General features: G+C 30.8%; 22 protein-coding genes and 1 other annotated feature. Of the genes, 17 read left to right on the forward strand and 5 right to left on the reverse strand.

Annotation, left to right across the window (positions count from 1 at the left end; genetic code table 11):
- Nucleotides 1-116 precede the first annotated feature (116 nt).
- Nucleotides 117-1,295, forward strand: a complete 1,179-nt coding sequence (locus J3477_RS22955) for an MFS transporter (RefSeq protein WP_206872576.1) — start codon at nucleotides 117-119, stop codon at nucleotides 1,293-1,295.
- 99 nt (nucleotides 1,296-1,394) lie between these two features.
- On the opposite strand, the gene J3477_RS22960 is transcribed toward J3477_RS22955, so the two are convergent.
- Together J3477_RS22960 and J3477_RS22965 are read right to left on the reverse strand one after the other, a co-directional pair.
- Complete coding sequence (locus tag J3477_RS22960) at nucleotides 1,395-2,285, reverse strand: radical SAM protein (RefSeq protein ID WP_371876616.1); 891 nt, start codon at nucleotides 2,283-2,285, stop codon at nucleotides 1,395-1,397.
- A 309-nt stretch (nucleotides 2,286-2,594) separates the two neighbouring features.
- Nucleotides 2,595-3,644 carry a YkvI family membrane protein gene (locus J3477_RS22965; protein ID WP_206872578.1) on the reverse strand — a complete coding sequence of 350 codons (1,050 nt, stop codon included), beginning with the start codon at nucleotides 3,642-3,644 and terminating at the stop codon, nucleotides 2,595-2,597.
- Nucleotides 3,645-3,824: 180 nt separating this feature from the next.
- Here J3477_RS22965 and J3477_RS22970 point away from each other — a divergent pair, with 180 nt between their 5' ends.
- From J3477_RS22970 to J3477_RS22985, 4 genes are all read left to right on the forward strand, one after another.
- Nucleotides 3,825-4,922: a hypothetical protein gene (locus J3477_RS22970; protein WP_206872579.1), complete on the forward strand. Its 1,098-nt coding sequence runs from the start codon at nucleotides 3,825-3,827 to the stop codon at nucleotides 4,920-4,922.
- Between the two features lie 405 nt (nucleotides 4,923-5,327).
- The gene (mnmL, locus tag J3477_RS22975) at nucleotides 5,328-6,269 is read left to right on the forward strand and encodes a tRNA modification radical SAM protein MnmL/YtqA (protein WP_206872580.1); all 942 of its coding nucleotides are present in this window, start codon (nucleotides 5,328-5,330) and stop codon (nucleotides 6,267-6,269) included.
- An 82-nt stretch (nucleotides 6,270-6,351) separates the two neighbouring features.
- Nucleotides 6,352-7,461, forward strand: a complete 1,110-nt coding sequence (locus tag J3477_RS22980) for an ABC transporter ATP-binding protein (protein WP_206872581.1) — start codon at nucleotides 6,352-6,354, stop codon at nucleotides 7,459-7,461.
- Between the two features lie 12 nt (nucleotides 7,462-7,473).
- Complete coding sequence (locus J3477_RS22985) at nucleotides 7,474-8,421, forward strand: PucR family transcriptional regulator (RefSeq protein WP_206872582.1); 948 nt, start codon at nucleotides 7,474-7,476, stop codon at nucleotides 8,419-8,421.
- A 223-nt stretch (nucleotides 8,422-8,644) separates the two neighbouring features.
- Here the strand turns inward: J3477_RS22985 and J3477_RS22990 are convergent, their stop codons facing one another.
- A complete protein-coding gene (locus tag J3477_RS22990; RefSeq protein WP_206872583.1) occupies nucleotides 8,645-9,820 on the reverse strand; it encodes a class I SAM-dependent rRNA methyltransferase in 1,176 nt (391 codons plus the stop codon).
- A gap of 332 nt (nucleotides 9,821-10,152) precedes the next feature.
- Here J3477_RS22990 and J3477_RS22995 point away from each other — a divergent pair, with 332 nt between their 5' ends.
- From J3477_RS22995 to J3477_RS23035, 9 genes are all read left to right on the forward strand, one after another.
- Complete coding sequence (locus J3477_RS22995) at nucleotides 10,153-11,055, forward strand: sensor histidine kinase (RefSeq protein WP_228731350.1); 903 nt, start codon at nucleotides 10,153-10,155, stop codon at nucleotides 11,053-11,055.
- 131 nt (nucleotides 11,056-11,186) lie between these two features.
- Nucleotides 11,187-11,678 (forward strand): NfeD family protein, encoded by a 492-nt coding sequence (locus J3477_RS23000; protein WP_206872584.1) that lies wholly within the window; start codon nucleotides 11,187-11,189, stop codon nucleotides 11,676-11,678.
- A 45-nt stretch (nucleotides 11,679-11,723) separates the two neighbouring features.
- A complete protein-coding gene (gene floA, locus J3477_RS23005) occupies nucleotides 11,724-12,686 on the forward strand; it encodes a flotillin-like protein FloA (RefSeq protein ID WP_206872694.1) in 963 nt (320 codons plus the stop codon).
- Between the two features lie 43 nt (nucleotides 12,687-12,729).
- Nucleotides 12,730-13,110, forward strand: a complete 381-nt coding sequence (locus tag J3477_RS23010) for a hypothetical protein (RefSeq protein WP_206872585.1) — start codon at nucleotides 12,730-12,732, stop codon at nucleotides 13,108-13,110.
- Between the two features lie 180 nt (nucleotides 13,111-13,290).
- Nucleotides 13,291-14,028, forward strand: coding sequence for a LytR/AlgR family response regulator transcription factor (locus J3477_RS23015; RefSeq protein ID WP_206872586.1), 738 nt, complete (start codon nucleotides 13,291-13,293; stop codon nucleotides 14,026-14,028).
- 27 nt (nucleotides 14,029-14,055) lie between these two features.
- Complete coding sequence (locus J3477_RS23020) at nucleotides 14,056-14,457, forward strand: hypothetical protein (RefSeq protein ID WP_206872587.1); 402 nt, start codon at nucleotides 14,056-14,058, stop codon at nucleotides 14,455-14,457.
- Nucleotides 14,458-14,757: 300 nt separating this feature from the next.
- Nucleotides 14,758-14,991 carry a hypothetical protein gene (locus tag J3477_RS23025; RefSeq protein ID WP_206872588.1) on the forward strand — a complete coding sequence of 78 codons (234 nt, stop codon included), beginning with the start codon at nucleotides 14,758-14,760 and terminating at the stop codon, nucleotides 14,989-14,991.
- A gap of 170 nt (nucleotides 14,992-15,161) precedes the next feature.
- A complete protein-coding gene (locus tag J3477_RS23030) occupies nucleotides 15,162-15,782 on the forward strand; it encodes a DUF1643 domain-containing protein (RefSeq protein WP_206872589.1) in 621 nt (206 codons plus the stop codon).
- 27 nt (nucleotides 15,783-15,809) lie between these two features.
- Nucleotides 15,810-16,415 (forward strand): CHAP domain-containing protein, encoded by a 606-nt coding sequence (locus J3477_RS23035; protein ID WP_206872590.1) that lies wholly within the window; start codon nucleotides 15,810-15,812, stop codon nucleotides 16,413-16,415.
- Nucleotides 16,416-16,519: 104 nt separating this feature from the next.
- Here the strand turns inward: J3477_RS23035 and J3477_RS23040 are convergent, their stop codons facing one another.
- Nucleotides 16,520-16,744: a (2Fe-2S)-binding protein gene (locus tag J3477_RS23040; protein WP_183279367.1), complete on the reverse strand. Its 225-nt coding sequence runs from the start codon at nucleotides 16,742-16,744 to the stop codon at nucleotides 16,520-16,522.
- Between the two features lie 608 nt (nucleotides 16,745-17,352).
- Nucleotides 17,353-17,612, forward strand: a binding site (T-box leader).
- A gap of 169 nt (nucleotides 17,613-17,781) precedes the next feature.
- Between J3477_RS23040 and ileS the strand changes: the two genes are divergently transcribed.
- Both ileS and J3477_RS23050 read left to right on the forward strand, forming a co-directional pair.
- Nucleotides 17,782-20,889 (forward strand): isoleucine--tRNA ligase, encoded by a 3,108-nt coding sequence (gene ileS / locus J3477_RS23045; RefSeq protein ID WP_206872591.1) that lies wholly within the window; start codon nucleotides 17,782-17,784, stop codon nucleotides 20,887-20,889.
- Nucleotides 20,890-21,468: 579 nt separating this feature from the next.
- The gene (locus J3477_RS23050) at nucleotides 21,469-21,615 is read left to right on the forward strand and encodes a hypothetical protein (RefSeq protein WP_206872592.1); all 147 of its coding nucleotides are present in this window, start codon (nucleotides 21,469-21,471) and stop codon (nucleotides 21,613-21,615) included.
- Nucleotides 21,616-22,102: 487 nt separating this feature from the next.
- Here J3477_RS23050 and J3477_RS23055 read toward each other — a convergent pair whose 3' ends face one another.
- Nucleotides 22,103-22,396, reverse strand: a complete 294-nt coding sequence (locus tag J3477_RS23055) for a rhodanese-like domain-containing protein (RefSeq protein ID WP_206872593.1) — start codon at nucleotides 22,394-22,396, stop codon at nucleotides 22,103-22,105.
- A gap of 530 nt (nucleotides 22,397-22,926) precedes the next feature.
- Between J3477_RS23055 and J3477_RS23060 the strand changes: the two genes are divergently transcribed.
- Nucleotides 22,927-23,925 (forward strand): LacI family DNA-binding transcriptional regulator, encoded by a 999-nt coding sequence (locus J3477_RS23060; RefSeq protein WP_206872594.1) that lies wholly within the window; start codon nucleotides 22,927-22,929, stop codon nucleotides 23,923-23,925.
- The last annotated feature ends 8 nt before the right edge of the window (nucleotides 23,926-23,933 follow it).

The raw sequence follows: 23,933 nt of genomic DNA on the forward strand, positions 1-23,933 counted from the left end.
GCAAATATAGGCTTTTTATATCAGATTTTGAGCTTATATAAAAAAGTAAAATTCATAGCATCCATTTATTTAGAGGTTGTTTATATGAAATACTAACAAAAGGGGGGGCTGATTATATGAATCAATCTAATATATTAAGCATTAAACTTAAGTTTCTTTATGTATTTGAATTTGCGGCAATGGCCTGTTTTTATCCTTTTTTAACATATTATTTTCAAAATAAAGGATTTAGTTATACTCAAATAGGAATTGCCATGGCTGTTTATTCGATAACAGGAGTTATAACACAACCTATTTGGGGTGTGATTACAGATAAGCATTTTAATAAGAGAACTTCTATTTTGATAACTATGTTTTTCAGCTCTTTAATTATATATCTTTTTATCTTTGTTAATGGGTTCTATGCTATTCTGATGAGCATGATTATTCTATTAGTGTTTCAAAGCTCAATTAACCCATTGTCGGATGCTTATAGCTATGAAATTATAGAGCATAACAAAGATATTCAATACGGAAAAGTAAGACTTATGGGATCCTTTGGATATGCAGTTGCGGCACTAACTATTGCGCAGGCGGTAAAGTATACAAGTATCAACAGTTCTTTTATTTTATTCTCTATTACTATGTTTTTAGGGGCTATTATAGTTTGGAGTATTGATTTTAAAAGTAAATCTCATCATAGTAAGGTAGATATTAGTGATATTAAGAATCTTATGAAGGATAATAGATTTTCGATTTTTATAATTTCAGTAATAATAGTGAATATTTCTTTTGGTATTAATGGCAGTTATATAACAGTATTGATACAAAAAACTGGGGGGGATGTCTCTAAGCTAGGGATATTATGGTTTGTTCTTGCAATAAGTGAATTACCTACTTTGTTTTTAGGAAATAAGTTGTTAAACAAGTTTGGAGAACTAAATTTACTTATGATTGGACTAGTGTTTTATGTGCTTCGCTATTTTTTGGATTCATTAAGTACGTCTTATACTTCCGTTATAATGATTCAAGGTATGCAGTCCGTAACCTATCCATTGTTCTTGATATCATCGTATCAATATATGAATAAGATTACTCCAGCGAGAATGAAGTCCTCTGTTATGACTTTCTTTGCAGCTGCATGTGGTATAGGAAACTTTATAGGTAATATAGGAGGAGGAATTCTTTTAGAACATATTAGTATTTTCCTTCTATTTAGAATTATAGCGTTTATTTGTGTGGTATGTGTGATTATTGTGGCAATATTAAAAAGAATAAATGTACCTATAAAAGAAAAGGTATATAGTAATATATAGAAAAAGCTTAGCCTAATTGGAACCATACATGAGATATCTCCAGTTAGGCTAAGACTTTAATTGTTTCATTTACATAAATTTACGGCTTAATTAACAACGTTAAACTCCCTCATTTTTAAAAGAAGGTACAAAACTTTTACTACTAGTTCCAGAGTCTTGGATGAAGCCGTTTTTAACGCCAATAGATAAGGCATAATCAATAAGGGAATCATAGTGTTTTGGATTAAGAATCTTATTTATTTCAGGGTAATTAGCTGTTTTATGCATAGGGGTGTATTGATTCATGATACTTATATATAAAGAATCTCCGAAAGTTCTATATATGTCATCAATTACTTTTTTACTATCAAATAATAGTCCTGGAAGCATAAGATGACGTACTATCACACCTTTAGAAATAATTCCTCTTTCATCAAATTTAGGTGTACCAACTTGCTTAAGCATCTCACCAATTAATGAATTAATATTCTCTACATACTCTTTTGCTGTAGAATATTTTAGTGCATATTTTTCATTGAAGTATTTGTAATCGGGCAAATATACATCGATATATCCATTTAAGGCTTTTATTGTCTCCACCGTATCATATCCATTAGTATTATAGAGGATTGGTATTGTTAATCCATTATTTTTTGATATACGTAGAGCTTCAATTATTTGAGGCACATAATGGGTTGGAGTTACTAAGTTGATATTGTTAGCATTGTTTTCTTGCAGATCTAAAAATATTGTACTTAGCCTTTCTATACTTATCTCTTTACCGTTATGTTCCTGACTTATCTCATGATTTTGGCAGAATACACAGCTAAGATTACAATGAGAAAAAAACACTGTACCAGAGCCTTCCTCACCAGATACACAGGGTTCTTCCCAAAAATGTAGAGCTGCTCTAGCAACTTTAATTTTGTCATCTGCCTTACAAAAGCCTGTATTTCCATTTAATCTATCGACTTTACATCTTCTATTACAAAGTTCACAACTTTTTAGCATGTCTAAATAACTCAAAATAAACACCTCTGAAAATGGTTTAATTTAATAATCAAATAACAACTTATAAATTTCAATAATATTCTTAAACATATTCAGTTTAAGGATAGAAAGATAATGTTATTAAAAGATTATGTCTAAATAATATCATAGATAATAATTTTTATCATTCTTTAATATAATGGGCTTGTTTAAATTTACTTAATGATAAAGATAATATAAATGTTTTTAGTATATGTAGATATTACTTTTAATTAAGGATAAAAGGAAACCAGTAGATTGTTAAAATCTACTGGTTTTATAAGTTGAATATTATCTCATTTTTCGAACATAAAAGTAAATACATTGACTTATAAAAATTAAGCTTAATACACCAAACATAGGATATAAAGTAGATATTAAGTTGGTGAAGCCAATTTGTGAAACTAATATAGCTAGTCCAATAACAAGGAATATAGCAGTGTCGTATTTAATCTTAAGAACTTTATCTATAGTCTTTGAAATTGAAAATACATCAGAAACTTCAGTAGAAAACATCTCTAACCATATTATACATAAGAGAACTATCTGCAGTACCTTACCGAATCTATTAGTTATATATAGTAATGGTATTTCGTACTGATATATATATGGTTGATTCAGCATTAGCATAAGATTTATAGCTATGCATAATAGAGTTAAGCCTATTGCTCCTAAAGAAATTCCGAGTATCATGGTCTTGGTTTTCTTCATCTCTGTACTTAGAGGCACAAGGACACCTGAACAGCACAATATATTATAGCCAGAGTAAAGTATAGTTGATAGCCACCAGTTACTTTTTTGGGCACCAAGACTTTTAAGGTGAGGTATAGTAACTACATCTTTATAGAACACTAGATATAAAATTAGGATAGTTGATATTACTAATATCAATGAAGGCACTATAAAGGAGTTTACTTCTATTAGCCCAGAGGTTTCTCTAGTCAAAGCTAATAAAGCAGCTGTAGCCATTATTAAAGTACCTAAAATTTTTGGTATTCCGAAAAATTGGTGCAGTAAGGCTCCGCTACCTGCCAAAATTATAGAGGCAGAAGAAATCAGATAAAGTGTGGTTATGACACCTGTTATTTTTCCAAGAAAATTAGGACTTACTACGTTTATAACTTCTCCATATGAATTCAAATTGAATTTTATACTGATTTTAGCCATTATTGAACACATAGCTATGTAAAACAGCCCACAAAAAATAATACCTATGAAACTTTTATATCCGTAAGATGTAAAAAATTGTGTTATCTCTTTTCCAGAAGCTAATCCAGCTCCTACGATTGTGCCTATAAATACTGCAGCTACCTGAAAAACCTTTAAGGCTTCCTTTTTCACGATATCCCTCCATGTAGATTATTCATAATAAATATATATAGATTGTCCACTATTTATTCATAAAAGTTAGAAGAATATTTTTATAATAGTTTTTACTTAAATGGAAAAGCTATTTTATATATAGTACGTATATGCATGAATAAACGGGATTCATCTATAAATAATAAGGAGTGGGAAGTTATGAAGAAAAGAAGGATGTTTGTATTATGGATGTTAGTTATAGCAACCATGTTAGTTGGATGCAAAAAAAGTAGTACTTCTTCAAGTGGATCTAGTTCGGATAGCCTAGTTAATGAAAAGCAAGCGATAAGAGTTGCAGAAAATTATATAAAGTATCTTTCTAGAAATGATTATGAAAATGCTAGAAAGTTATGTAGTTCAAAGCTTGCTAACAAAACACAGGAACTTCAAGATACTGACTTATCTATAGTAGATTTTTCGGTAAGTGAGATAAATCAATCAGGTAAAAGCGCAATTATAAAAGCTAAAGTAAATAGATTGAAGCAAGGAGTTCCTAGAGCAGATATAGATACCTTTTCAATTAAGGTATCAAAGCAGCAAGGTGATGTATATGAAATAGACGAAGTCAAAGCTGAAACTCTTGTAGAAGCTTTTGGTGAAGGAGAGAGTATTAAGTTAAAAGCTAAGGATGAGCCAAAAGCTAAACTAGTTATTGCTATGAAAGATTTACCTAAGGATATGTACCCAAAAACTAATGAAGCAAATATATTAAAAAAGGAAATACCAGCAAAAGAATTTACTGCTATTAATTTCACTATATCAGGGCAACGAATGGGTATATCTACAAGGGATGGAAATAAAGGTTTTGTCGGAATATTAGAAGTGGAAGACGCAGTGCCAACAGCATCATCGCAAAGCGGTGGCGGTAGTGGAGGTGGTGAGGGGCAAGATCAAAAGCAACAGGGGGATCCTGATAAAAAGCCATTAGCTAAGAAGGTTAAAGCTGTGGATATATATGATAATGGAATAGTACAAAAGATTATGTTTTCTCAAGATGAGAATTATATGGCAGTTCAGTATTTGGAGAATAACGTGGCTAATAGGTTGAAGGCGTATAATGTAGCAAGTGGAAGTATGCTTGAAGCTAATTTTGATAAGATATTTCCAGTAGACAAATATGAGCTTGTATTTTCTAAATTTACTAAATCTGAAATGTTTTTTGAAGTCAAGGGAGTAAGTGGAAAGACTGATGTAAGACAGGATGTATTAGGAATGTATAAGCTTGATTTTAAGGAATTAAAGATAGATAAGGTATAGAAATTTTTATATAACATTACTTTTGTTGATTTACATAAGTAAAAATTATGAAAGCTTAAGTTATGCATGTTTGAAAATTATATATTACTTTTAGCATGTATAGCTTAATAAAGATGTACCAATTCGAACCAGAATCTATTTTTAAAACTTTCACCGCTTCTGGTGAGGAGATTTAAAAGTATAAGGTTTATTACGAATTGGTACATCCATAAATTAATGTATCTAAAGATGAAACACTTCAATCTGAAATCTATTTTCAAAACTCCTCTGCTTCTGAGAGGAGGATTTGAAAGCTAGAACCAATGGCTTTTTGTAGGTATAAATAAACAATTGAAGTGGATGCCTTATAAGGGGTAGAATATAAATAGATATAAATTATTTATGTTTTCATGAAAGGTTGATTATATGGAACAAAAGAAAATGTGGGGAAATAAGCCTTACCATAGTTTGAATTATTTTCTAAGAGAAAGGTTTGGAGAAAAGATATTTAAGATATCTTTAGATGCTGGTTTTACATGCCCTAATAGGGATGGAACTATAAGTAAGGGCGGTTGTCTGTTTTGTAGTGAAAGAGGATCGGGAGATTTTGCGGGAGACAGATGCTTCTCTATAGCATCTCAATTTGATGATATAAAAAATATGATGCAAAAGAAGTGGAAGAACGGCAAGTATATAGCTTATTTCCAAGCATACACAAATACCTATGCACCAGTTGAGGTTCTAAGAGAAAAGTATGAAGAAGCTTTAAGACAAGAAGATGTTGTTGGGATAGCTATTGCCACTAGACCAGATTGTTTAGATGAACAAGTTCTAGATTTATTAGAGGAAATAAGTAAAAAGGTATATCTTTGGGTTGAACTTGGGCTTCAAACTGTAAGTGATGATACAGCAAAATTAATAAACAGGGGCTACAAACTTGAGGTGTTTGAACAAGCTATTAAGAGATTGAAGGAAAGATCTATTGATGTAGTTGTGCATTGTATATTTGGTTTGCCAGGTGAAACGGAACAAGATATGTTTAAGACTGTTGATTATATTGCACATAGTGGAGTAAATGGGGTGAAGTTCCATTTACTGCACTTGCTTAAAGAAACTCCACTAGTAAGATTATATGAACAAGATAAGTTGAAATTTCTTTCTCAGGAGCAATATATTAATATTATATGCAAATCAATTAATATGCTTCCTGAAGATATGGTTATTCATAGACTAACAGGGGATGCCCCAAGAGATTCATTAATAGGACCAATGTGGAGTTTGAAGAAGTGGGAAATATTGAATGAAATAGATAATACTATGAATCAGAATCATTATTACCAGGGTTTGTACTTTACTACAAATAGCTAAAATTAATTTTGTAATTTCCTCGTATGGAATAAGTGCGATTAAACGCTTACAATTAGAATATAAAATACAAGGAGGAGTACAAATGGCAAATTTATCATTGAAACATATATACAAAGTATATCAAGGGGATGTTACTGCAGTAAAGGATTTTAATCTTGAGATTGAAGATAAGGAATTTATAGTATTTGTAGGACCATCAGGTTGCGGTAAATCAACAACTTTAAGAATGATAGCAGGTCTTGAGGAAATATCAGACGGAGAACTTTGGATCGGAGATAAAATCGTTAATGATGTTGCACCAAAAGACAGAGATATAGCAATGGTTTTCCAAAGCTATGCATTGTATCCACATATGACTGTATATGATAATATGGCCTTCGGACTAAAATTAAGAAAAGTAGATAAAGCTGAAATAGATAAGAAAGTTAGAGAAGCTGCAAAGAGCCTTGACATAGAGCATTTATTAGATAGAAAACCAAAAGCACTTTCAGGTGGACAAAGACAAAGAGTTGCATTAGGTAGAGCTATAGTTAGAGAACCTAAGGTATTCTTAATGGACGAACCTCTTTCAAACTTAGATGCTAAACTAAGAGTTCAAATGAGAACTGAAATATCTAAGTTACACAAGAGACTTCAAACTACATTTGTATATGTTACTCATGACCAAACAGAAGCTATGACTATGGGTACAAGAATAGTTGTTATGAGAGATGGACTAGTTCAACAAGTTGCAAGTCCTCAAGAAGTGTATGATCACCCAGCAAACATATTTGTTGCAGGATTCATCGGATCGCCACAAATGAACTTCTTAGATGCTAAAGTTTCAGAAGAGCAAGGAAAAATAGCTCTTACTGTAGGAACAGAGAAGATAGTTCTTAATGATGAACAATCATCAGTGTTAAAAAAGAACAATTATGTGGGAAAAGATGTTATAATGGGTATAAGACCAGAACATATTGATGATGATGCAGACTTTATTGCTAGAAATCCAAATGCGATTATAGAAGCAAAAGTAGAAGTTACAGAATTAATGGGTGCTGAAAGTTATATTTACGTATCAAAAGACGGAAACAACATGACAATAAGAGTAAATGGAAGCACTAAACTTCAAACTGGAGATAAAGGTAAATTCGCAATAGAAGTTGATAAAATACATGTATTTGATAAAGAAACAGAATTAACAGTTTTATAGGAGGGCTATAATATGTACAATTTCAAGGACTATCTTGCTAGATTGAGTGAAAATAGTGGTGTGGAGCTTAAACTTTCATTAGACGATAATACGATATTATTTAATTCAATAATATCAATTGATGGAGCACTGCTATTAGAAAAGGAGCTTTGGCTTGGAGCGCAAAAAGCTAAGCTTGCAATCAGTAAAAGCTTTGAAATGTGCATTCCTCTACTAAAATATTCAATAGAAACTAAATATAGAGAAATATTCTCTATGAGAGAACAACTTGTTATTAATATGTTGGAAGGAAAGGGTGTTTCTTCAGAAGCTTTATATAATGCATTGCCCTTTCTATCCAATAGATGTACATTGTTTCTTATATCTTTAAGTAAAAATAGATATGATGCTCTCAATGTAATAAAAGAATCCTATGATGATGAAAACATAATCAGTATGATTTATAAAGATTATATAGTTATTTTAGGAAATTTTGAGGATGAATTAGATCATGCAAATAGTATGAAGGACTCTATCCTTTCAGACATATATACAAAGTGTTATATCAGCTATAGTTCCTTTAGTGGTGGAGCTGATGATATAAAAAATGCATTTAATGATGCTGCATTGTATATAACTCTTAGCAAGAAATATGATTTGAAAGAAACCGTATATGACTCAGATAAACTCATTTTAGAGAAGGTAATCTATAATATAAATGACAACATGAAGGAAGAGTTGTTTATAAAGTTTAAGGATAAGTTCTCTAAATTTGATTCTGAAATTATAAGTACCATAGAGGAATTTGCTAATTGTGGACTCAATATCAGTGAAGCAGCTAAAAAGTTATATATACATAGAAATACTCTTATATATAGATTAGATAAAATATATAAGGACACTGAGTATGATATAAGAAACTTTAAAGAAGCCTCAATATTTATAATAGCTTTCTTTATCTGGAAAGAGAGAAGAGCTTAAGTGTTAGTTTTCCATACCGTCAGAATATAAGAATGGTGAAATTATAATATAATAAGTTGAAAATCATAGAGCTTTCATTAATTTGTGAAGCTCTTTTTTGTTTTCTTAAACTTCTATAAGGCGAATTTTACACCACATAGAGATATTACAAGCAAGGTTACAAATTAAGCCTTCAAGGCTCCTTTAAGAGGAAGCTTTGAAGGCTATATTTTTACACAAATATTTAAATTACTTGGAATATAAAGAACTTTAAGTAGTAGCTTTCATCTGAGCTCCATAGTATAGGATGATCTGCAGATTGAGTTCTAAATTCTACTTGTCTTAGTTGTCTTCTGGCGTCTCTTGCAGCCTCTTCTATGGTTTTCTTTAATAGTTCTTCGCTCATATAATGTGAGCAGGAACAAGTTACTAGGAAGCCACCTTCTCTTACCATTTTTAAGCCTCTAAGGTTGATTTCTTTATAACCTCTTTTTGCACCTGTAACTGTGTTCTTTGACTTAGTAAATGCAGGTGGATCAAGTATAACAACATCAAACTTTCTGTCTTCTTTAGCCCATTTTGGAAGTATATCGAAGGCATTATGACATTCAAACTTAACTACATCAGAAAGTCCATTAAGCTCAGAATTCTTTGTTGCAAAATCAACTGCGTGCTGAGATACATCTATTCCTAGAACTGACTTAGCACCTGCTACTCCTGCGTTTAGAGCAAAAGAGCCAGTGTGAGTAAAGCAATCTAGTACCTCTGCATCTTTGCATATTCTATGAATTGCTTTTCTGTTTTCCTTTTGATCTAGGAAGAAGCCTGTTTTTTGACCATTTTCTAAATCAACAAGATATTTTACTCCGTTCTCTGTAATTTGAACCATAGTATCAAATGGCTCAGTCAAGAAGCCTTTCTTTTGTTCTAAGCCCTCTATCTCCCTTGTGCCGATATCGCTTCTTTCAAATATTCCCTTAGCACCAAAGTCCTCGGTAAGAACTTTAACTATTATATCTCTATATTTATCCATTCCTAAGGTAGATATTTGAATTACATAATAATCTTCAAACTTGTCTATTGTAAGTCCAGGAAGAAAATCAGCTTCTCCAAATACAAATCTGCAGCTAGAAGTATCTATTACCTTTTCTCTATAACTCCATGCATTCTTTAATCTTTTTCTGAAGAAGTTTATGTCTATTTCTTCATCTATATCTTTAGTCATCAATCTGATTGTTATCTTACTTCTATCATTTATATAACCTTTTCCTATAAATTCACTTCTATCATTGTAAACTTCAACGATATCACCATTCTCATAATCCCCATCATATTCATTTATCTCATCTATGTATATCCAAGGACGTCCAGCTGATAGTTTTTTGTTTGCTATTTTATGTAAATAAAACTTACTGCTCATATTTCCACTCCTTATGTAACCGTGAAGTCACAATTAATTATTAATCTGCTGATATAATGAAATATAGTTATAGTATTTCATATAATCCTCTAAGATTATAACACATACAATATATTTTATTCATATTTTATTTTACATAATTTATATAAAGATATAATTTTTAATATAGTAAACAATTTTGCAACTTTTCTTTGGGGGCTTAGGGATAAATTGAGAAGTTTTAAAGTTCAAAGTTCATTAAGAAATGATATTTTTACATCTTAATATAGATTATCAAAAGAAGGACAACTTAAAAAATAAACTATAAATTGGATTGTAATGAAAAATATGGTATGATATTATTAGCAAGATTCTGTGCAGAAGGGTTGAGTATATCTATAATGAAGTTTAATAAATTTAGATTTAGCCTAGGAAAGACATTACTAATTTCAGCTTTAATGAATGTTATACAAGTCATGCTAATGATTTTTCTCCTTATATTTAATAAGGGGAGTAATATAATAGAAAATAGTACTACTAAGATTTACATAATAGCTCTAATTATAGCCATGAACAGTTTAGTTTCAGTATTTAGTTTTTATTCAATACTGTTCAGAAGAGGAGAGCGTGGATTAGTTGAGTCTATGAGAAATTTGGAGCAGTTGAATAGAACTCTAAGAGAACAGAGACATGATTACTTAAATCATATACAAATAATATATGGACTCATGGAGCTAGGAGAGTTTGAAGAGGCTAAAAATTATATGGAACCGGTATACAAAGACATTATAAAACTCAGTAAGGCGCTTAAAACTTCAGAACCTGCTATAAATGCCTTACTTCAAGCAAAACTTCAAATGGCTGAACAAAAAGATATAGTGGTGGAGATAGAAGTAAAGACAGAGCTAAAGAGACTTCCTATAAAGGCATGGGAGATATGTAGGATATTAGGAAACTTAGTTGATAATTCTATATATGCCCTTCAACTTAAAGATAATAGTAGATTTCTATTTATAGAACTTACTGAGACTGTTAACAATTATAAGTTTACAGTAATGAATAACGGGCCTAAGATTTCAACAGATACTCTATCTTCTATATTTAGTGAAGGGTTTACTACGAAAGGCAATGAAGGTAATGGGATGGGGCTGTTTATAGTAAAAGAGATATTAGATAGCTGCAATGGAGAGATAAAGGTAGAATCAAGTAGTGATAGAACAGTATTTTATTTTACTATACCTAAGATAGAAGAATAAAGCACATAGATGAAATAACAATATAAAGAGACATTTTAGAAGCAAAAATGTATATTATATAGACTTTCTATTATAGAGTTTAAATATGGTCTGTATAATATGATTAAAGGATGATGAAGGGAGGAAAGTAAATGGATTTATTTTCAGCATTTTCAGCATTAACTATTATTCTTTTAATCATAGGCTTTATACTTGTAGGAATTGAAATGGTTGTTCCAGGATTTGGGCTTCCAGGTATAGCGGGTTCTATATGCCTTATAATAGCAGTTTTTATTACAGTGAGGTCTTTCGTAGAAGCACTTGTAATGATTGTTGGAATAGTAACGATACTAGGGATACTCTTAGCTGTGGTGTTAAACTCATTTACAAAAGGAAAGTTGTTCAAACCACTGATATTGACTGAAGAACAACATAAAAATAAGGGATATATAAGCTCTAATGATTTAGATTATTTACTTTACAAAACAGGCTTGACCATAACAGACTTAAGGCCTGCAGGCGCAGCTGATTTTGATGGAGTTAAATTTGATGTAGTTGCAGATGGAGAATATATATCTAAGGATACTAAGGTTGAAATATTTAAAGTTCAAGGTTCAAAACTGGTTGTTAGAAAAATAAAATAATTTATATTAGGGAGGATTATCATGGGAGACGCTTTTGCCATTAGAATGATTATTAGTATTGTAATTATTGTTTTTGTAGTTGGAACATTTTTTACTTTCGTTCCACTAGGATTATGGGTGTCATCACTAGCTGCAAATGTAAGGGTTAGTGTATTTAATTTAGTAGGTATGAGACTTAGAAGAGTTGTACCAAGCAGAATAGTTTTACCTCTTATTAAGGCTACTAAGGCAGGACTTACTATAAACGTAAATCAATTAGAAGCACACTATCTTGCTGGAGGAAATGTAGATAAGGTTGTGGATGCACTTATAGCTGCACACAGAGCTGATATCGATCTTCACTTTGAAAAAGCTGCTGCAATAGATCTTGCAGGTAGAGATGTATTAGAAGCTGTTAAGATGAGTGTTAATCCTAAAGTAATAGAAACACCAAATGTTTCTGCTGTTGCTAAGGATGGTATAGAATTATTAGTTAAAGCTAGAGTTACTGTTAGAACTAATTTAGAAAGACTTGTTGGTGGAGCTGGTGAAGCTACGATTCTTGCCAGAGTAGGTGAAGGTATAGTAACTAATGTAGGTTCGTCAGAAAGTCATAAGCTAGTTCTTGAAAATCCAGATGCTATATCTCAAACTGTATTAAATAAAGGACTAGATGCAGGTACTGCATTTGAAATACTTTCAATAGATATTGCGGATGTAGATGTAGGAAGAAATATAGGTGCACATCTTCAAACTCTTCAAGCAGAGGCTGATAAGAATATCGCCCAAGCTAAAGCAGAAGAGAGAAGAGCTATGGCTGTAGCAAAGGAACAAGAAATGAGAGCTACGGTAGTTGAAGCTGAATCAGAAGTTCCAAGAGCAATGGCTCAAGCACTTAGAGAAGGTAAACTAGGTATAATGGATTACTATGATATGCAGAATTTGATAGCAGATACAAGAATGAGATCATCAATATCTGACTCAGGTCAAAAGAAAAAAGAGATAAAGACTAATAAAGAAAATCAGTAATGAAATTATTACTTTCTATTAAGTCCATAAAGGAGTGATTGATTTGGATTTAAAGGATATTATATCTGATATTATGGACAATATAACTGATAGCGAAGATTTTAGAGGTATAAGTAGCTCTTTTAAGAAGTATAAGCAATTAATGACAACTGGGATGAGTGAAAGTTATACAACTGATGTAAGATACACTCAGGATACAAACAATGAAACTAATATAGAAAGTAGTATTGTCCAAAGAGATTCATATGGTGAAGTTTTAAGATCTAATGAAGTCGATATGAATCCGATGGAAGAAGAAAAAGGTCTAATAGAAGGAATTTCCGAGGAAATAACTCCTTCTAAGTTAAAGCAGGCTATAATACTTTCTGAAATAATAAATAAGCCTGTTTGTAAGAGAAGTAGAAGGGGATTTAGGAGAGTTTAATATCTATTTCCCTTAAGCAGATAAACTGCTTCAATTCGTATTGAAGTGGTAGATCTTTAAAGAGTTCCTATGTCGAAACTTAATCTATACTTGTTCGAAAATCACGCAACTATGAATTTTAGAATGTATAAATTAATAGTTGAGCTAGGAACTCTATATATAGAAAGGTGCAGATCAATTATGAAAGTGCTAATAGTAGATGATGAAAAAGGAATGAGATTAGTAATAAAAAAAGTGGTGGAAAAAGTTCAAGGTTTTGAAGTTATAGGTGAAGCTGGAGAAGGAGAACTTGCCATCGGTATTTTTGAAGAGAAGAGACCAGAAGTAGTTTTTTTAGATGTAGAGATGCCTGATTGTAACGGAATTGAACTTGCAAAGAAGATATCAGATATTAATCCTAAAACTATTATCATATTTGCTACAGCACATTCGCAATATATGTCTGATGCCTTTCAGGTATATGCATTTGATTACTTAGTTAAGCCTTTTAAGATTGAAAGGCTTAATCAGACTTTAGATAGAATTAAAAATCTAAATGCACCTTCTCCGACTTATGGAATAGATAAGATAATAAAGCATGAAAAGGGCTTAGAAAAACTTATGATCAAGAGCAAAGAAGGGGTTAGTTTTATTGATTCTAAAGAGATTGTTCTTGTACAGAGAGAAGAAAACAGTACAGTCATCTATACGAAATCTGATAATTTTATAACCTCAGCAACCCTTTCAGAAATCGAAGAAAAATTAGATAAAGCTCAATTTTTTAGAAGTCATAAGTCGTATATAATAAATCTATCATTGATTTCAAAAATTTATCCTTATGGAAGATGGACATATGTAGTAAAACTAAAGGATACAGATAGAGATGCTTTGTTAACTCATGAAAAATATGAAGATATAAAAAAAATATTTAGTTTATAAAAATGGTTTAAGTAAGGAGTGCGACACATGGAGAGTTCAAGAGAAAGAGGCTGTTTAATAACAGGAATCTTAGTATTATATTTTATAGGGGCAATATTTAGTGTATTTACATTTCCAATAAATAAATTAAATCAAACATTATCACCAGAACTATCAAAGCAATTTGCTACTAGCAATACATCGATGGCAATTGCAACTGTTTTAGGAGTACTTACAGTAGCCGCTATTATAGGAGTATTTTTATGGAATAAAATAGCTATATATGTTTTTATAGGATTGGGAGTGGCACATGCGATTAATACATTTGTTTCAGGTGGAATCACTGGAATGACGCTGCTAAGCGCTGCTATTTCAATTGCAATACCTGGAGTAATAGGGTATGTGCTAATTAAACGATTATCAGAAGATCAAAGTGACGAAGAATTGTAAATAAGTCTATTCGCATAATTATCAGCAGATATAATTGAGTTATAAATTGATAAAGAATAAAAAATTCACTAAAGCGATCTTCTTTAGTGGATTTTTTTACGCATCTGCCTTTTCTGAACGTATGTGAAGAAATTCTGGAAGGCGGCATAGTGTTCTTTTTTTATTCTTTAACTTATAATATATCTTAGGTCTATTCGCATAATTATCAGCAGATATAATTGAGTTATAAATTGATAAAGAATAAAAAAGTTCTCCCGAGATATACTAACATTAAAGTCATTCTTGGGAGGTTTTTTATATATGGTTTGGGATAAGATGAAAGAATTAAATCTTGATGATAAAATTGAAGAACATTTAAAAGATGTGAGCCAAAGAGATTCCAATGCTGTTGAAGATGTAATAACTGATTCTGATATGCTTCAAAAAGTAAAGGAACTAATTCATGAAGGTATGGATCCTAGAAGAATTGGTGAGGAGTTAGGTTTATCTATAAGGCAAGTAAATATAGTAAAAGATATGCTAGGTAAAATGTGAATAAAAGAAGCTATGTATGATATTAAAATAATCATGCATAGCTTCTTTTATTCTTTAGAAATTTAAATATAAACATTAAAATGCATTTTAACGTTTATTGGTATATATTCATATAAATATAAATATGTATTAATAAAGCTTTACAAAATATAAAAAAGGGGATTTGGAGGATGCAAAAAAGTAAATATCCTAGATTTGTTTGTAAAAGCTCCATGGAGATATTGGAGGACTATGATAATGATAGATGCTATAAGCTTACATTCCCAATAAGTAAAAAAGGGGTGAACAGCATACTTGTAATAGGAAGGGCACCAAAGACTTGTAATGATTTTAAATGTGATAAATTAATACAAAGAGTTTTGAAATATATTGATAATAAGAGAGAAGAATTTGGGCCAGTGATAAAAGTTAATATAGTAAATTTGTTTACTACAATTGAGTACGATAGAAATAGTATAGAGAACTCTTTTAAGAATAGAGGAGAGTGTTTTGTTACTGGAAATGATGACCTCTTTGAGTCAAATGGAGCCACAATAAAGAACGATGATATCATAAGAAAATCCATTGAGGAATCGGATTATATAATATTAGGTTGGGGAGAAGTATTAAAAGAAATAGAATCGATATATAACTTAAGAGTTGAGTATATCCTAAAGACTATAAGAGAGATAAATTCAATAAGTAGTGAGGAAAAGAAGCTTTATATAGTAGGAGACCTTACAAAGAAAGGGTACCCTAGACATTGTGTCAATTGGAACTTACAAGATCCGTTAATAGAATTTCAATGGTAAAAGTGATGACACTTTGGAAAGGATTATATGTATTATAAGAAAAAAAATATAAATATTATAAAAATAATGACTTTAACTATAATAGGAGTGTTATTAATTGGGAGTATTGTATCTATAGTTACTGGACTTATGTATAAGTTTGGAAGTGAGGTTGGAAAAGTAGTAGATACGTATCAGGGGATACAAATATATAATAATGGCAAAGATGGAGCACAAGAATATGGCGTAAACAAAAATAAAAATGGTTACGTTTACGGATATAAATGGCAATGTGTAGAGTTTATTAATAGGTTTTACTACGATAAATTAGGTATAAGCATCCCAGGTGGAGGAAATGCTAAAGATTATTTTGATGATAAAATAGAAAATGGAAGCACTAATAATACTAGGATGCTGACGCAGTTTAAGAATGGTGAGGGAGACAAACCTAAAATAAATGATATAATTGTATTTACTAAAGGTGAGTATGGTCATCTGGCAATAGTAAGCAAGGTTGAAGCGGATTATATTGAGATAGTACAGCAAAATGTTTATGGAAAACCTAGAGAAAAACTAAATATAACCTATAAAGATGATAAACCGGTTATAGCTGCTGGAAAAGGGGTTTCAGGTTGGCTCAGAAAAGAAAACTAAAATAAATAATAATACGAAAAAAATCACTGAAGTGAATTTCTTCAGTGATCTTTTTATGTGCGATAGGGAGATAAAAATAATAACGAATGAACAATTAAGGGGAATTAATGCCATTGTTCGTCTAAATACCCATCTATCAATTCTTGAATTTTAGGGGTGCATCGTCTACCACCACAGCCACCGGTGCGTGCTCCAGTAGCTTTAGTAACTTCATCTGGTGTACGAGCTCCTTTTCTTATAGCGTCTTTTATCTTAGACCTGGGGATGGCCTTACATAAACAGACTTTTGTTAACTTATCTAAAATTTCTTGATTTAAGTTATTTTCCATATTTAATCCTCCACATTTTAAGGATGACTATTCAAGGGGATGGAAAATCTTATTAACTATATTAAACCACTACGTGAATTGAAAGTCAATAGTAATTAGTAATAATTATTAAATAAAATTTTATATCCTGAATAGTGATGATATGTACATGTATTATTTGTCTTAAAAATATATTCTAAATTCAATTAATCTACATTAATAAGAATTATGGATATACACATCAGTACATTACATCTAATATATTTAATTATATCCATGTTAATATAATTTATATTAAGGCACAAATAAAATATCTAAAATTTAATATGAGATATGTCTAAAAAAACAAATTAAATACACCATTAGGATTAATGAACACCATAGAAAAAACTATAATACTAAAAATTAACATTTTAAAAATATACATTAACATTTAAAACACCTCTAAATATTATGATTACAAGTATTATATTAACTCATATTTTATATTTTGTAAAGAGTTATTTTATATCACTTATAATAATATTGGATAATATTTAAGTAAATGTTTTCATTTGTAAAAGCATAGACAAACTGAACAATTTAAACCATGTTGACAATAACTTCAAGCTGAGATATAATTTTTACATTGAAAAGCAATGATTAGGGCAAGTATTTAAGTACGCTACTATAGAGAGCGATTGGTTGGTGAAAAATCGTGTATATACTTAATGAAAATCACCTAGGAGCTGGAGGCTGAAAGTGTTTTGCATTAATAAGCTTATCTCGTCATCCTGCGTTAAAGGATAGAGTATATATGTACTCGAAAATGAGCTTTAGATTTATACAATATGTAGATCTATATGGCGTCGCCTTAAGGTGGTATAACGAATATAACTTCGTCCTATGGGATGAAGTTTTTTTATTTTTCACCGTTAATTAGGCGATTTAAAGATGAAGCACTTCAATCTGAAAAAGAGTAGATATATGCATTAATACTATAGATATTTTAATGAAACACAATATTTAACATTAATGTGGCCAAATTATATTTGACCATTTATGAAAGGGGAAAAAGCATGTATAAAAAACTAGATTCTTCAAAAAGTTTTGTTGAACTGGAAAGAGATGTAGCTGGGCTCTGGAGAGATAAAGAAATAATAAAAAAGAGCTTTGAATCAAACCAAGAAGGAGAGTATTTTACTTTCTATGATGGACCTCCAACTGCAAATGGAAAACCTCACGTTGGCCATATCATAACAAGAGTTATAAAAGATATAATCCCAAGATATAAGGTTATGAGAGGCTACAAGGTTATAAGAAAGGCTGGATGGGATACTCATGGGCTTCCAGTTGAACTTGAGATAGAAAAGAAACTTGGAATATCAGGAAAGCAACAAATAGAGGAACATGGAGTAGAAGAGTTTGTTAAGCTTTGTAAGGATTCGGTATTTACTTATGTAAGTATGTGGGAAGATATGTCTAAGAAGATAGGCTATTGGGTTGATATGGAAAACCCATATGTTACTTACCATAATTCTTATATAGAATCAGTATGGTGGGCATTAAAGCAAATGTGGGATAAGGATCTTTTATATAAAGGTCATAAAGTAATGCCATACTGTCCAAGATGTGGAACTTCACTTTCATCACACGAAGTTGCTCAAGGATATAAAGATGTAAAAGACAATACAGCTTTTGTTAAGTTTAAAGTTAAAGGTGAAGATAACAAGTATATAATGGCTTGGACAACAACACCTTGGACATTGCCTTCTAACGTGGGTCTTGCTATAAATAAAGCTTATGATTATGTTGAAGTTAAGCAAAATAATGAAGTTTATATAGTAGCTAAGGAGCTAGTAGCTAAAGTTCTTTCAGATGATTATGAAGTAGTAAGAGAGTTTAAGGGTGAAGAAATATTAGGTTTAGAATACGAGCAACTAATGCCGTTCCATAAACCAGAAGAAAAAGCATTCTTTGTTATACATGGTGATTTCGTAACTCTTTCAGATGGTACTGGAATAGTTCATATAGCACCTGCTTATGGTGAAGATGATAATTTAGTGGCAAAAAAGAATGGGTTGCCATTAATTAATCTTGTAGATGCAGAAGGGAAATTCGTTGACGAAGTTACTCCATTTGCAGGAATATTTGTTAAGAAAGCTGATGAAAAGATACTAAATTATCTTAAGGATCAGAACTCACTTTATAAAGCTGAAAAGCATACTCACTCATATCCACACTGCTGGAGATGTGATACACCACTACTTTACTATCCAAAGGCTAGTTGGTTTGTAAGAATGACATCATTAAGAGATAAGCTTTTGGAAAACAATAATAAGATAAACTGGTACCCAGACAACATAAGAACAGGAAGATTTGGTAAGTTCCTTGAAAATGTTATAGACTGGGGTATATCAAGAGATAGATACTGGGGTACACCACTTCCAATATGGGAATGTGAATGTGGCCACAGAGAACTTATAGGAAGCGTTGCAGAACTTAAGGAAAAGGGAATTGATGTTCCAGATGACATAGAACTTCATAAGCCATATATAGATGGGGTGAAGCTTAAGTGCAGCTGTTGTGGAAAAGAAATGAAGAGAACTGCTGAAGTTATAGACTGTTGGTTTGATTCAGGTTCAATGCCTTTTGCTCAACATCACTATCCATTTGAAAATAAAGAGTTATTTGAAGCTAACTTCCCAGCTCAATTTATCTCAGAAGCTGTAGACCAAACAAGAGGATGGTTCTATACATTACTTGCCATATCTACTGCTATATTTGATACAAATCCTTTTGAAAATTGTATAGTATTAGGTCATGTTCTTGATAAGAAGGGACTTAAGATGTCTAAGTCAAAGGGTAATGTAGTTGCTCCAGATGATGTTTTGGATACAGTAGGAGCTGATGCTACAAGATGGCATTTTTATACATCAAGTGCTCCTTGGCTACCAACAAGATTCTCTAAGGATGATGTAGAAGAAACTCAAAGAAAGTTCTTAAGCACTCTTTGGAATGTTTATTCATTCTATGTTCTATATGCTGATTTAGACAACTTTGACGCTACAAAGTATAGTGAGTTCAAGTCTGATAATGTTATGGATAAATGGATATTATCAAAGCTTAATACACTTATAAAAAATGTAGAAGATAATTTAGAAGGTTACAGAGTAACTCAAGCTGCCTTAGCACTTGAAGACTTTGTAGATGAACTTTCAAACTGGTACGTAAGAAGAAATAGAGCTAGATTCTGGACTACAGAATTAAACGACGATAAGATAGGTGCATACACTACTTTATATAAGGTTCTTGTTACTTTAAGTAAGATATCAGCACCATTTGTACCTTTCATGAGTGAAAATATATATCAAAGTCTTGTATTAAGCTTAGATGAAACTGCTGAAGAAAGTGTTCATTTATGCAAATGGCCATTAGCAGATTTTACTGCTGTAGACAAGAAACTAGAAGAAGAAATGGAACTTGCATACTCTATAGTTAAACTTGGAAGAAGTGCAAGAAATGGAGCTAATATAAAGAACAGGCAGCCACTTTCAGAAATGCTAGTTTCAGTTAAGTCATTACCTGAATACTATGGTGATATAGTTAAAGATGAATTAAATATAAAGCAAATAGTATTTGGAGCTGATTTATCAGAGCATGTTAATTTTGAAATAAAGCCTAACCTTCCTGTGCTAGGAAAAGCTTATGGAAAGATGATACCTGGCATAAGAAAAGAGATAGCTGCGAAAAATCAAATGGAATTAGCTCAAAAGATACAAAATGGAGGTACTGAAACTATAAATGTTGATGGTACTGAAATAGAACTTAACAATGAAAATCTTCTAGTAACTATGCAAGGGTTAGACGGATTTGCTTTTGCTGGAGAAGGAGAAGTTGGTGTAGTTCTTGATACAACTATAACAGATGTATTAAGAGAAGAAGGTCATGTTAGAGAAATGATATCTAAGATACAAAACATGAGAAAAGAGAGTGGTTTTGAAGTATCAGATAAGATAAAACTTTATGTTGCAAATAATGATATGTTATTAGATGTAGTTAAAAAGTTTGCGGAGACAATAAAGAAAGAAACTCTAACAATGGATATAGCCTATAATGTTGAATTCAAATATTCAGAATGCAATATAAACGGAGAAAAACTTGATTTAGCTGTTGAAAGAATATAATCTAGTTATTTGGAGAGATGTATAAAGGTGGCTGTCGCATTAGTGTTTTTTAACTGCTAATGCGGCAGCTACTTTTACTTTATGAAGATTAATAGCCGTAAGCAACAATTAGACTTACAGAACCATCACTTTGTACAAGAACAATTAAATATTTCTCTTGTACACTAAGAGTATATCTATGCTTTCAAAATAATATTTAAAATATATTGAATAGAGGATAATTTTGGATATTAAACATGCGTACACAGGGGGACAGCGTTTCGATATTTATATGCATTAGATGAAGATTGAAGTTGAAAATTAGTATTTATAGAGAGATAAAATAACCTTGAAAAAAGAAAATCTATTGACATACAAGAATGCTGTCATGAGTATATTTAAATGTAAAAGTAAGAATACTTAAAATAATAGAATCTGATAATAAGATATAAAGTCAATAGAATGTAAATAATATATCATATTATATATACAATTTATTGGATAAAATTACTTGAACTTTAATGTTAGTATATAGCTTTAATAAGGAGAGAATATTAAATACATTGAAATACTTATGTTATGAGAAAGGAATGATAATTTGTGAAGAAGTTAACTGAAAGATCATATGAGAATGAAAAGCAATTTAAAAAGGCATCTAAAAAACTAGCTAAGAAGGGGTTTAAAGTATTAAATGTAACTGAGGAAGATGGAAAGTATTTGGTGGAATATCAAACTAGAGCCCATTAAATATTTTAATATATTTTATAAGTCTGCACTACAAAAGTGTAGAAGTGAAGATTTTAATGCTTTTGTAGATATAGATAAGAAGGCTTTAATATTAAAAGGGCTAGATGAGTGAGTGCAATTATATTTTTGCTATTAATTTCATAGTATTATAATTCCTAAATTGAAGAAAATTATAATATGTTGTTACGATTTAATTCTTAATTTGGGAGTGATAATAATATGAGTGAAAAACAAGATCCTTCTATTTCAAACCAGCAGCAAAAGGAGAAGAAGGCAAATAATAAGGGCGTAAAGCATAGCAAAAAAACACATAAAAAAGATTGATAAAAAAATAAGAGGGGATATCGCACTAAATTGCTAATGCGACAGCCCCTTTTTCATTTTATTAAGAAAGTATAAAGCTTTTATGCTATTGTGACTTGGTTATTTAATTTAGTTTGGTAGCTTTTTATAGGAACACAAGTTTAACTATTAAATTATGTAAAAGTTATTTCCAACGAGAAAAACCTTCATACATGTGGTAAATGTCTGAAAATCCGTTTTCCTCAAGGAAGTTAGTAGCCATCGGACTTCTACCTCCAGTTTGACAATAAACTAATATTGGCTTATCCTCATATTCCAGTATTTCTTCATATCTAAAAGGAAGCTTATCAGCTGGTATAAGAACTGCACCTTCTATATGACCTTCTTCAAACTCTTCCTTTGTTCTCACATCTAGTAGTAAGATATCGTCATTACTTAAGATGAGCTTTTTGGCTTCTCTATTATTTATTTTGTTCATACTAAACCTCCTGTAAATATATAATTATATATTATATTTTAAAGTTGTTTATATAACAATATTCAATAGTTAATCGGTAGAGCTTAAGTTTTATTTATATATAAAATGTTTGAATCTGCATAAATTTACAACAGAAGTTAGAAGCTATAATATAGGCTGTTAGATAAAGGTTATTATAATATTTGACAGCTAATTAAAAATATTTAACTTAGAATGTAAAGATTGCATATTATGTTTCGAAAATATATGTAAAGATAATAAATAGAAATTTATTTGAAATTTTTAGTATATAAATAAACAAATTAAATATAAAAATGGATAAAATTACAAAGATTAACTTAATAATTGAATTTTTGCCTTATATTTCATATAATAGAATATAGAAAACGTTTTAAGTAAGAGTAATTTAATTTTTTTTACATAAAATAAAAAATAAACTAGAGTAATGGAGTATATTTCCTTGTAATACCATAATTTTGCCATTATAATATTTTTTATTGAAACAATTTCATAGTAGGAGTTGATGGATAATGTCAGTTTCAATTAAAGATGTTGCTAAGGAAGCGGGAGTTTCAATTGCAACTGTTTCTAGAGTACTAAATGACATCGATGTTGTTAATGAAGAGACTAAAAAGAAAGTTTTAGATGCAATAAAGAAGCTTGGATATAGACCTAATATTGTGGCTAGAAGTTTAAAAACACAAAGGACTAAAACTATTGGTATTCTTATACCAGATATATCAAGTCAGATATATCCTGAAATAGTTAGAGGTGCAGAAGACGTTGCTAACATATATGATTACAACGTAATACTATGTAACTCTGATTTAGATGTTGAAAAAGAAAAAGAATACTTAAAAGTTCTTAAAGAAAAAATGGTTGATGGTGTTCTTTACATGAGTAGTTCTTTAGATGATGAGATTGTAGATTTAGTAAATGAACTTGATCTAAAGACTGTTCTAGTAGAAAGTAAAGATAAAGAAGGCCAATTACCAAGTGTTACAATTGATAATGCTAAAGCTACATATGACGCTACAAAATACTTATTGGACAAAGGTGCTAAGAAAATTGCATTTATAGGTATAAAAAAAGATACAAATAATGCATGGAGTAACAGATATATAGGCTACGAGAATGCACTTAAAGATGCCAATATATCTATTAATGAAGAGCATTTGTACTTTGATACCTTAAAGACTAAAACAGGTCATGAAGGTGTATTACACATTTTGCAAAGCAAAGATAGACCAGATGCTATAGTTTGTGCTTCTGACGAAATTGCAATGGGTGCTGTTAATGCATTAAGAGAAAATAACATCAGTGTTCCAAATGATGTTAGCGTTATTGGGTTCAATAACATTTATGCAGCATCAGTATTTTATCCAAAGCTAACAACAATTTCTCAGCCAGTATATGATATGGGCTCAATTGCAATGAGAATGCTTATAAAGCTTATCAATCAAAAGACTATAGAAGAAGGTCATTATGTACTTGATCATCAGCTTATCGTGAGAGATAGTTGTAAATAAAGCATGCC

Origin of the sequence: Clostridium zeae (assembly GCF_017312485.1) — a bacterium.
Taxonomy (GTDB): Bacteria; Bacillota; Clostridia; order Clostridiales; family Clostridiaceae; genus Clostridium_AR; species Clostridium_AR zeae.